Origin of the sequence: Pseudomonas sp. D47 (assembly GCF_045447305.1) — a bacterium.
Classification (GTDB): Bacteria; Pseudomonadota; Gammaproteobacteria; order Pseudomonadales; family Pseudomonadaceae; genus Aquipseudomonas.
In genome coordinates this window covers 36,922-48,228 of the sequence record NZ_JBJGXU010000002.1, presented here as the reverse complement: position 1 = coordinate 48,228, position 11,307 = coordinate 36,922, and the positions used below count along the sequence as shown (strand labels likewise).

The following is an 11,307-nucleotide window of genomic DNA, read 5'->3' as shown; positions in this document are numbered from 1 at the left end:
CACGAACGCTCACAAATTTAGCGACGAAATGTCGCAAATCTATGTCGCATTTATGAAAGGTTTAAAGCGATATGCTGTGCTAGTCAAAACTTTTTTAATTCTGACCGCTACGACTCAAAAGTGACGTGTGCAGACACCACAAAGCGCGCGGCCTTCAGGGCTGCACGCTTTGTCGTTTTTTTTTGAGGTGCCGAGAGGGCGGCCTGGGTAAGGCCGCCGAATCTTCAGCGAGTTGTTGCGAGTTCTTGTTGAACGCTGGCAACAGTGCGAGGCCAAGGTTTACCAGCCTGAACCTTCGCTGGCAAGGCCTTGATAGCGGATTCAGCTGCTGCGCGGCTGGAGAAGTTGCCGTAAGTGATCACGTAGAGAGGCTTGCCGTTGAGCACTTTCTTGAAATAACGGTACTCGCCGCCCTGCTCTTTCACGAACGCCTGGGCATTGGCTTCGGAGCTGGTGCCGAGGATCTGCACCACGAAGTTGCCGGTCGGCTGGCTGGTGTACCAGCTGCTGCCGGCGGCGCCTGCCTTGGCGACAGTGGCTGCTGGTTTTTCAGCAGGCTTGGCAGCCGGTGCCGGCTTGGCGGCTGGTGCCGGTGCGACAGGCTTGGCAACCGGAGTCGGTTTGGCGGTGGCGACGGTCGGTGCCGGGGTCGGCTTGGCCGCTGGCGTGGCTGCCGGGCCGGCTGGTACGCCTGCAGGCGGCGCGGTAGTGGTCACGGTCGGTGGCGTGGCACTGGAGCCTTCCACCGGCACACCGTCGTCGCCTTCGGAGATACCACCGGCTTCTTCGGCGAGCGGGCCGCGCATCACCGGCTGGCCCACCATCGGCAGGTTGGTCGGTTGGCCGGAGTTGGCGAATTCGACATTTGGCGTGGGCTTGCCCAGTGGCAACTGCGCCTGTTCGGTTGGCGCGCCGGCGGTGGCGGGTGCCTTGCTGCGACCTGGGATCAACCAGGCGGCGGCGACAGCGACCACGACAACGGCGGAAATAGCCAATACGTGCTTCTTAGGCATAGTAAACCCCATCTTTGGACGCTTAACCGCAGAGCGGCTTGCAATCATGGCTTCGATCAAGGCATCCCGGGCAACCTGGTTGATGGTGCCAGGCCAGCCGTCGGAGCTTTCGTGAATATCAGAGATCTGCGCAGCGGAGAAAAGTTCGATACCGGCCCCGGCGCCTTCGAGGCGTTGAGCCAGGTATTCGCGGGTCTCTTCCTCTTCGTACGGCTGCAATTCGATAACGTGAAACAGCTCCTGGTCGCCACTGATCTGCTCCAGATCAGCGATCAACGACGATTCGCCAAAGAGGAACACGTGCGGGCGGCCTTCAGGCGTGCCCGCGGCCAGCGCCAGCAGGGCTTCCAGAGCGGATTCGTCGAGCTGCTCGGCGTCGTCCACCAGCAGGTAGACTTCCTGGCCGGTCAGGCCCAGTTGCACCACTTGCTTGAGAATCGCGTTCGGCTCGGCCGTGGCCACGTTCAGCGCTTGGGCCACTTGGCGCAACACGCCCGCCGCATCACCGGCGCCACGGGCCGACACCACCACGCTCTGTACCGATTGCTTGTTGGTGCTGGCGACCAGCGCCTGGCGCAGCAGGGTCTTGCCGCTGCCCAACGGGCCAGTGACTACCAGCAGCAATTGGCTGTAGCGCGCCAAATGGTGCAGTTGGCCAAGCACCGGCTTGCGCTGGGCAGGGAAAAATTTGAAGCCCGGCACCCGTGGAGCAAAGGGGTCGTGGCTTAGCTGGTAATGGCCGAGGAACGCCTCGTCGGCATGCAAACTAGTCATCGGGATCTTATTAACCTTTAAGCTGGGCCAGGGCGCGGTAATCCGCTCCCAGCGTGGCCTGTAAAATCTCTTTCGGATAATCGTCGGTCACTACCGCTTCGCCCATGCGGCGCAGCAGTACCAGTCGCAGGCGACCGTCGATCACTTTCTTGTCGATTGCCATATGTTCGAGGAAATCCGCCTCGGTCATCTCGGCAGGAGGAACGACCGGCAAACCGGCGCGCTGGAACAGGCGAATGCCACGATCACGTTCCTGGGCGCTGATCCAGCCCAGCCGTTGCGACATCTCCAACGCCATCACTGTGCCAGCCGCTACGGCTTCCCCATGCAACCACACACCATAGCCCATGTGCGTTTCGATCGCATGGCCGAAGGTGTGGCCAAGGTTCAGGGTGGCGCGTACGCCGGACTCCCGCTCGTCGGCATTCACCACCAGCGCCTTGGCGGCGCAGGAGCGGGAAATCGCTTCGGTGAGTGCAACCTGGTCCAGAGCGCGCAGGGCGTCCATTTGTTCTTCAAGCCAGGTCAGAAACGGCTCGTCGCAGATCAGCCCGTACTTGATGACTTCCGCCAGGCCCGCCGACAGCTCGCGCGGCGGCAGGGTGTTGAGGGTGGCGGTGTCGATCAGCACAGCTTGGGGCTGATAGAACGCGCCGACCATGTTCTTGCCCAGCGGGTGGTTGATGCCGGTTTTGCCGCCCACCGACGAATCGACCTGGGACAACAAGGTGGTCGGCACCTGGATAAAGTCCACACCGCGCTGGTAACAGGCCGCCGCAAAGCCGGCCATGTCGCCGATCACACCGCCGCCCAGGGCAACCACGGTGGTACGCCGGTCATGACGCGCGGTCAGCAGACCATCAAAGATCAGTTGCAGGGTTTCCCAGTTTTTGTGGGCCTCGCCATCCGGCAAGATCACCGAAATCACCGAGTACGCCGCAAGGCTGCGGCTCAGACGCTCAAGATACAGCGGCGCGACCGTTTCGTTGGAGATGATCGCCACTTGCCGCCCGGCAATATGCGGTGCGAGCAACTCGGGCAGGTCCAACAAACCTTCGCCAATATGGATTGGGTAGCTGCGCTCGCCTAGATCGACCTTAAGTGTCTGCATGTGTCCCCGCGTGAAGATGTATGTACGATCGGCAACGCTCGGATCTGACGTCGCCTGATGGCTCTGCGCCACACCCCTAAGGCTGATAGCGCGCCGCCGAGAATAGCGCATTTCGGGTCTGGCTTTAACGGGGTGGCAACTGCTGCAAGCGCTCAAGAATGTCGAGAACCACCATTCGTGGTGGCCGCTCATCGGTTTCCACCACCAGATCGGCGATTTCCCGATAGAGCGGATCGCGCAGCGCCAGCAAATCCCGCAAGGTCTTGGCTGGGTCGGCGGTACGCAACAGCGGGCGATTGCGATCACGGGCGGTACGGCCCACTTGCTGCTCGACCGACGCATGCAGATAAACCACGCGACCACCGGCATGCAGCGCCCGACGGTTTTCATCGCGCATGACCGCGCCGCCGCCGGTGGCCAATACCACGCCATCGCAGCCGCACAGCTCGGCAATCATCGCCTGCTCGCGGTCGCGAAAGCCCAGTTCACCTTCCTTATCGAAGATCCATGGGATATTGGCGCCCGTGCGCAATTCAATTTCCTTGTCGGAATCTTTGAATGGCAGGCGCAGCTCTTTGGCCAGCAAACGGCCGATGGTGCTTTTACCAGCCCCCATCGGTCCTACAAGAATCAAATTTCGCACAGAATCAACGACTCACAGCAATCGCCTGGTTATTCATAATACGCGGAGTCAGGAATACCAGCAGCTCGGATTTTCTTTGCGCAACCACATCGCGCCGGAAAAGGCGGCCAAGATACGGCACATCGCCCAAAAATGGCACTTTATCTACCACTTTGCTTTGGGTATTGGAGAAAACCCCGCCGATGACGATGGTCTCGCCATCCTTGACCAATACCTTGGCATTAACTTCGTTTTTCTTGATCGGCGGCACGTCATTGAGCTTATTCAGGTAATCGGGCTCATCCTTGGTGACCTTGACCTCCATGAACACCCAGCCGTCAGGGGTAATTTGCGGGGTGACCTCCAGCGACAGCGAAGCCTCCTTGAAGGACACTGACGTTGCACCCCGGCCGCTGGATTCCTGGTAGGGGATTTCGGTGCCCTTGAGGATGCGCGCGGTTTCCTTGTCGGAGGTGACCACCTTGGGCTGTGAGACGATTTCACCGTTGCCGGTTTTCTCCATGGCGGTCAGCTCCAAGTCCAGCAACAGGTTGTCGGTGATATAGGCGATGCCCAGGCCTGCCGTACCGGTGAGCGAACCCATGTCGACAAACGGTGAGCTGGGCGGGTTTACCGGCGGCTCAACCCCTTCGCCCAAGGGCTTGCTGATACCACCCGCGCCCCAGTTACCACGGTTGAGTCGGCCGCCCCAGCGCACGCCCAGGCTTTTGTCGTAATCGACATTGGCCTCGACGATCCGCGCTTCAATCATCACCTGGCGCACTGGAATGTCCAACTGCGCCACGATCCGCCGCAGCTCTTCGAGCCGCTCGCTGGTCTGGTAGGCGATGATGTTATTGGTGCGGTCATCCACCGCCACTGAGCCGCGCTCATCGGTGATGCCTTCCAGGCCCGTCACCGACTGGAACAACTTGGCCAGGTCCGCCGCCTTGGCGTAATTGACCTGCAACAGCTCCCGGCGCAACGGCGCCAAATCCGCCATCTGTTTACTTGCCTCCAGTGTCAGCAGTTCGCGAGCCGCCAGCTCTTCGGCCGGCGCCACCAGCAACACACCGGCTTTCACGCGCTTGTCCAAGCCTTTGCTTTGCAGCACCAGGTCCAGCGCCTGATCCCAGGGCACCTCTTTGAGCCGCAGGGTGATCGAGCCCTGCACCTCATCGCTGGCCACCAAGTTAAGCCCCGCGACATCCGCAATCTGCTGCAATACGACACGCACATCGATGTTCTGGAAGTTAAGGTTCAGCTTGTCGCCGGCATAGGGAGTGCCCAGAGCTGCCTGACCGGGAGGCGGCAGCTGGATCAGATCCACACGATTGGGCACAGCAGATGCCATCGGTGCCGTGAACGCTATCCATAGCGCCACACCGAAGGACGAGAAAGTCCTTTTCATTGTTTGATTCCGTTATGAGTTGACGTTTAACACGAGGGTTCGCGAACGCTCCAGCCATGCGCCCTGTTCATCCGGGAACAGTTCGGCCAGTTCGATGTAGCTGTCATGAATAGCTGTGACCCGGCCATGGTGAGGCCCCAAGTAATCGCCGACTGCTAGGCGATGCACCGTCGAGGCAGCACGCAGCAATACAAAGGTCTGTAAGCCACGGGACAACGTGCCGACCATTTCGAACTGGTCGATGGCCAGACCTTCCAAGGCACCACGCTTGCGCGCGAGGTCCGGCGCACGCGCCGGCCGGCCTGACACGTGGCCCACTTGCAAGGCCAGCGGCTGGAACGGATCACGCAGGGAGGCGGCGGCGTAGACAAATCGCGCGCCCTGCTCGACTGCCTGGGCAGGCTTGCCATGGCCTGAGGCGCTTCGATAACTCTTGGCCAGCAGATCAAGGCGCAGCAACGACCCATCAGGCCGAAGCACCACATCATGTGCGGAGACGATGCGCGGCAGCCCGCCCAAGCCGCTCACAAACATTGCCAGGTCGTGGTAGGCGCCAAACACACCGACCTGCACGGGTTCCTCGATGTAGAACGGATGAGGCTGTTCATCCAATACCGTGACGTCCTCGACCACCAGACCATTGGCAACCGCCAGCCGGGCAATGTCTTCCAACAAGCCGGGCATGTCGGATTCGCCGGGCAACTGCCGTAAAAGCCCGGCGACCTGATCCTCCGTCACTTGAGCCTGACGGGTGAGCCCCTCAAACCCCGCGACCTTGCCGGCATTTTGCGCGTGCGCCTGTTGCAGGATTACTTCCTGCGCCTCTAACGCTTGCAGCCGCTCACGGGCCGGGGCCAGCAACACAACATCGCCCACCAGCACCACCAGGCCCGCCAACGCGCAGCCCAACAGGGCCTTACCGGGTAAGGGCCATTTCGCAGCGTTGTGAGAGAGCGTAGAGAAGTCGAGCCTGGGCAGGCTCATGGCTGGGCCTCGGTGGATTCGCCCTGGCGCACCATGAGTTGGAATTCGTTGCCGCCACCCTCGCCCTGCGCACGCACATGCTGCAACCGGGTAGCGTGGGCACCTTCAGAGGCCTGCAAGCGGCGCATCAACTGGGCGATATCCTGGCTGGACTCGGCACTGCCACTGATACTCACCGTGCCGCCCTTGGCGACAACCTCATGCAGGTGCACGCCATCGGGCACCGCACGCGCCAACTGGTCCAATAGCTGCGCGCTGGCCGAACGGCCTTCGTGCAGGTCCTGCACCACCTTCATGCGTTGCGCCAATTGCTGGCTTTGTTCTTGAAGGTTGTCGAAGGTCTTGAGGCGCGCATCCTCGACGGTGACTTCCTTGCCCAGATGGTTATTTCGCGCGGCTTGCCGGTCAATTGCCTGGTCGATCACCTGATCCGCCAGCCACACCGCCGCGAGCGCCACACAAGCGAACGCCAGCAAAAATATCAGGAAGTATTTGCGCCGCCGTTCCGCCAGCGCCTGGCGCCAAGGCAAAAGATTGATTCGTGTCATCCAGCGAAACTCCTCAGGGCCAACCCGCAAGCAATTCCCATCCCGTGGGCATCCACGGCCCACTGTGCGCCATCGACTCGATGGCCCGGCATGAAGCTGGCGAAATCCTGACTGCAAGCGCGCTCCAATGCAAACCCTTCGACATCCACGACCCGCGTCACCAGCCCGGCCAGGGCCAAAACCGCTTCGCGGGCTTCGACCTGCTGCTTGAGGCACGCCGCCAGCAGCACCTCGACGCGGGCCGGGTCGTGAGCCGAAGGGCCGCGCACCTGAAAATCGATGGCGACGTCGTCCAAGGGGTAAGGAATGTATTGATCGGCCTCCATCTGGATCTTCCAGACCATCTCCTCGTCGCTGAGCCCTGCCGCCATTTCTATCACCCGCGTGATAACCGAAGGGCCCGCCACCGCCACAGCCGCCTGCCTGGCCGAAGTATGCAACTCAGATAACGCCTGTTGCAGTACCCGCCCAATCGCCTCAAGGTCCAGCAGCGTGCCATCAACCACCGCATTGGCAGGCAAGCACTGTGTGACATAGCCATGAACGCTATAGCCACGGGTTGAACGGCCCAGTTCAATCAGCTTGATGCCGGTGTCATTGATGTCGACGCCCAGCATGGTGTCGACTTTTCGCCTGAAAAATCCCTTTCTCATAAAACTCCCTAAAACTTTGCCTGTCATACCGCCTGATTAGCGCGGGGCATCGTGCATTCGGTCGACTTGTTTGAGTGGTGCGAATGACGCCCCAGGCCGAAAATGCTTTAATGCCCAGCGTTTTTCCCCGCTTTTTTTCTGCTGCTCGGGTTGATCCATCGTTTGTTATGCATGCCCCGACGCGTAACTCATTCTTTTCTCTGGAAATCCAAAAGCCTTGATTCGTCTGCTGAAGTTTTTCGGGTACTCCATTGTCGCGATCGTCTGCGGGCTGATGCTCGTACTCAGCGGGGCCTACCTCTACCTTAGTCCGGGTTTGCCCTCCGTAGAGGCACTCAGAAGTATCCAGTTGCAGATTCCTTTGCGGGTCTACAGCAGCGACGAAAAACTGATCGCGGAGTTCGGCGAAATGCGCCGCACACCGATCCGTTTCGCCGATATTCCGCCCAATTTCATCAATGCCCTGCTCTCGGCTGAAGATGATAATTTCGCCAACCACTACGGTGTCGATCCCAGCAGCCTGGTGCGTGCGGCCACTCAGTTGGTAAAAAGCGGACACATTCAATCCGGCGGTAGCACCATCACCATGCAGGTGGCGAAGAACTTCTTCCTCACCAGCGAGCGCAGCTTTTCGCGCAAGGCCACTGAAATCCTGTTGGCCCTGCAGATCGAACGCCAGCTGACCAAAGATGAAATCCTTGAGCTGTACGTGAACAAGATCTACCTGGGTAACCGCGCCTACGGCATCGAAGCGGCGTCCCAGGTCTACTACGGCAAGTCGATTCGTGACGCCAGCCTGGCGCAGATGGCGATGATTGCCGGCCTGCCTAAAGCCCCTTCACGCTTCAACCCACTGGCCAACCCGGCGCGCAGCAAAGAGCGCCGCGACTGGATCCTGGGCCGCATGTACAAGCTGGGCAAGATCGACCAGGTCGCCTATGAAAGCGCCGTGGCTGAGCCGTTGAACGCCAGCTACCACGTGCCGACGCCGGAAGTGAACGCACCGTACATCGCGGAAATGGCGCGGGCCGAGATGGTCGGCCGCTATGGCAGCGAGGCCTACACTGAAGGCTTCCGCGTGACCACAACGATTCCGAGCGACCTGCAGGAAATCGCCAATAACTCGGTACACACAGGCTTAGTCACCTACGACCAACGCCATGGCTACCGTGGCCCTGAATCGCGCCTGCCGGGCAAGACCTTGAGCGCCTGGACCACAGAATTGGGCAAACAGCGCCCAATCAGCGGCCTGGAGCCGGCCATCGTCACCCAAGTGAATAAAGATGGCGTGCAGGTGCTGACCCGCACCGGCGAAGGTCATGTTTCGTGGGACAGCATGAAGTGGGCACGCCCCTTCCTGAACACCAACAGCATGGGCCCGATGCCCAAGCAGCCGTCTGACGTGGCGCAAGTGGGTGATTTGATCCGCGTGCAACGCCAGAAAGACGACAGCCTGAAGTTCAGCCAAGTACCTGTGGCGCAAGGCGCGCTGGTGTCCCTGGACCCGCAGAACGGTGCGATCCGCGCCCTGGTCGGCGGTTTTGCCTTCGAGCAAAGCAACTACAACCGCGCGACCCAGGCCAAGCGCCAACCGGGCTCGAGCTTCAAGCCGTTCGTCTACAGCGCTGCGCTGGATAACGGCTACACCGCCGCCAGCCTGGTCAACGACGCGCCGATCGTGTTTGTCGACGAGTACCTGGACAAGGTCTGGCGCCCGAAGAACGACACCAACACCTTCCTCGGCCCGATCCGTATCCGCGAGGCGCTGTACAAGTCGCGCAACCTGGTGTCGATCCGCTTGCTGCAGGCGATGGGCGTGGGCAAGACCATCGACTACATGACGCGCTTCGGCTTCGCCAAGTCGGACCTGCCGCCAAACCTGTCCCTGGCCCTCGGCACCGCGACCCTCACGCCAATGGAAATCGCCACGGGCTGGAGCACCTTTGCCAACGGCGGCTACAAGATCACGCCGTACCTGATAGAAAAGATCGAAAGCCGTAACGGCGACACCCTGTTCACCGCCAACCCGCCACGCGTGCCGGGTGACGTGGTCAATGGCGTGGCCGCGACGGATGGCCTCGCGGCACCGAGCAACGGCGGAATCACCATCGAACCGACCCCAGGCGCAGCGCCTGCGGCAAACGCCGCTGCGCCCACCGAGCCACAAGCGCCGGCAGTGGCTGAGCGGATCGTGGATGGTCGCACCACATATATCCTCAACAGCATCCTGGAAGACGTGATCAAGAAAGGCACCGGCCGTCGCGCACTGGCCCTGGGCCGTGCGGATATCGCGGGCAAGACCGGTACCACTAACGAATCCAAGGACGCCTGGTTCTCCGGCTACAACGGCGACTACGTGACCACCGTGTGGACCGGCTACGACCAACCGGAAAGCCTGGGCCGCCGCGAGTTTGGTGGCACCGTCGCGCTGCCGATCTGGATGAGCTACATGGGCGCGGCCTTGAAGGACAAGCCGCTGCACACCCAGCCCGAGCCGGAAGGCATTCTCAGCCTGCGGATTGACCCGGTGAGCGGCCGTGCGGCATCGCCGAGCACGCCGAATGCGTTCTTCGAGCTGTTCAAAAGCGAAGACACGCCACCGTCGGTCAACGAGCTGGGCAATGGCGTTGCACCGGGCAGCCCGCTGCCGGCGGATGAGGGGGCACCGATCGATCTCTTCTAACTCGATCTGCGGCTGAGCGCAGCTCCAATGTGGGAGCGGGCTTGCCTGCGATAGCGGTCTACCGGATACACCGCCATCGCGGGCAAGCCCGACTTACACAGGGCTCACCCGACGTCTGAAGAGCGTATTCACCCCGCCACAAAAAAGCCCCGACTCGCGAGAGCCGGGGCTTTTTGTTGGTGCGCTACAACGGCTTAGCCGTTGAACACATCATCCACGCTTTGCAGCGGGTAGTGCTTCGGATACGGCAGGGTAGCCACACCGGTCTCGATGGCGGCTTTGGCCACGGCATCGGAGATCAGGGTGATCAGGCGCTTATCCATTGGCTTGGGAATGATGTACTCACGGCCGAATTCCAGCTTGATGCCACCGTAGGCGTCGCACACTTCCTGAGGCACCGGCAGTTTGGCCAGTTCACGCAGGGCGTTGGCGGCAGCCACTTTCATCTCTTCGTTGATGCGCTTGGCGCGAACGTCCAGGGCACCACGGAAGATGAACGGGAAGCCCAGTACGTTGTTGACCTGGTTCGGGTAGTCCGAACGGCCGGTGGCCATGATCACGTCGTCACGGGTGGCGTGCGCCAGTTCCGGGGCAATTTCCGGATCAGGGTTGGAGCAAGCGAACACGATCGGGTTGGCCGCCATGGACTTGAGGCCTTCAGCGCTCAGCAGGTTCGGGCCGGACAGGCCAACGAACACGTCTGCACCGTTGAGGGCGTCAGCCAGGGTGCGCTTGTCGGTCGCGTGGGCAAACATCGCCTTGTACTGGTTCAGGTCGGTACGCTCGGACTGAACAACGCCCTTGCTGTCGACCATGAAGATGTTTTCAAGCCGGGCGCCCATGCTCACCAGCAACTTCATGCAGGAGATGGCCGCCGCGCCGGCGCCCAGGCAGACGATTTGCGCGTCAGCCAGCGTTTTGCCGGCGATTTCCAGGGCGTTGATCATGCCGGCCGCGGTAACGATCGCGGTACCGTGCTGGTCATCGTGGAATACCGGAATGTCGCACTGCTCGATCAGGGCCTTTTCGATCTCGAAGCACTCAGGTGCCTTGATGTCTTCCAGGTTGATGCCACCGAAGGTGATGGAAATGCGCTTAACCGTGTCGATGAACGCCTGCGGGCTTTCGGAGTCGACTTCGATGTCGAAAACGTCGATGCCGGCAAAGCGCTTGAACAGCACGCCCTTACCTTCCATGACTGGCTTGGATGCCAATGGGCCGAGGTTGCCCAGGCCGAGAATCGCGGTGCCATCGGAAATCACTGCAACCAGGTTGCCTTTGCCGGTGTACTTGTACGCCAGTTCAGGGTCGCGGGCGATTTCACGTACGGGCTCGGCAACGCCAGGGCTGTAGGCCAGCGACAGGTCGCGGGCGGTGGCAGTGGCTTTGGTGAGCTCTACACTCAGCTTTCCTGGACGAGGATGGGCATGATATTCGAGAGCGGCAGTTTTCAAATCAGACATATCGGCATTCCGCTTTTACTGTTGGTCGACGGACCGCCGAGGATA

The 11,307-nt window shown here is 60.9% G+C and carries 8 protein-coding genes and 1 pseudogene; 1 reads left to right on the top strand and 8 read right to left on the bottom strand.

Annotation, left to right across the window (positions count from 1 at the left end; genetic code table 11):
• Nucleotides 1-224: 224 nt before the first annotated feature.
• From ACI77I_RS03135 to pilM, 7 genes and pseudogenes are all read right to left on the bottom strand, one after another.
• Nucleotides 225-1,787 (bottom strand): SPOR domain-containing protein, encoded by a 1,563-nt coding sequence (locus tag ACI77I_RS03135; protein ID WP_406996946.1) that lies wholly within the window; start codon nt 1,785-1,787, stop codon nt 225-227.
• Nucleotides 1,788-1,797: 10 nt separating this feature from the next.
• A complete protein-coding gene (gene aroB / locus ACI77I_RS03130) occupies nt 1,798-2,898 on the bottom strand; it encodes a 3-dehydroquinate synthase (protein WP_406996945.1) in 1,101 nt (366 codons plus the stop codon).
• A gap of 124 nt (nt 2,899-3,022) precedes the next feature.
• Nucleotides 3,023-3,541: a shikimate kinase AroK gene (gene aroK / locus ACI77I_RS03125; RefSeq protein WP_071482666.1), complete on the bottom strand. Its 519-nt coding sequence runs from the start codon at nt 3,539-3,541 to the stop codon at nt 3,023-3,025.
• Between the two features lie 4 nt (nt 3,542-3,545).
• Nucleotides 3,546-4,799, bottom strand: a pseudogene (locus ACI77I_RS03120) (type IV pilus secretin PilQ); the annotation flags it as partial.
• A gap of 144 nt (nt 4,800-4,943) precedes the next feature.
• Nucleotides 4,944-5,915, bottom strand: coding sequence for a pilus assembly protein PilP (locus ACI77I_RS03115; RefSeq protein WP_406996944.1), 972 nt, complete (start codon nt 5,913-5,915; stop codon nt 4,944-4,946).
• Nucleotides 5,912-6,463 carry a PilN domain-containing protein gene (locus tag ACI77I_RS03110; RefSeq protein ID WP_094949293.1) on the bottom strand — a complete coding sequence of 184 codons (552 nt, stop codon included), beginning with the start codon at nt 6,461-6,463 and terminating at the stop codon, nt 5,912-5,914. Before ACI77I_RS03110 ends, ACI77I_RS03115 begins: the two co-directional genes overlap by 4 nt.
• Nucleotides 6,460-7,116 (bottom strand): type IV pilus assembly protein PilM, encoded by a 657-nt coding sequence (gene pilM / locus ACI77I_RS03105; RefSeq protein WP_406996943.1) that lies wholly within the window; start codon nt 7,114-7,116, stop codon nt 6,460-6,462. Before pilM ends, ACI77I_RS03110 begins: the two co-directional genes overlap by 4 nt.
• A gap of 220 nt (nt 7,117-7,336) precedes the next feature.
• On the opposite strand from pilM, the gene ACI77I_RS03100 reads away from it, so the two are divergent.
• Nucleotides 7,337-9,799: a penicillin-binding protein 1A gene (locus ACI77I_RS03100; RefSeq protein ID WP_406996986.1), complete on the top strand. Its 2,463-nt coding sequence runs from the start codon at nt 7,337-7,339 to the stop codon at nt 9,797-9,799.
• 194 nt (nt 9,800-9,993) lie between these two features.
• Here the strand turns inward: ACI77I_RS03100 and ACI77I_RS03095 are convergent, their stop codons facing one another.
• Nucleotides 9,994-11,262: a malic enzyme-like NAD(P)-binding protein gene (locus ACI77I_RS03095; protein ID WP_406996942.1), complete on the bottom strand. Its 1,269-nt coding sequence runs from the start codon at nt 11,260-11,262 to the stop codon at nt 9,994-9,996.
• Between the last annotated feature and the right edge of the window lie 45 nt (nt 11,263-11,307).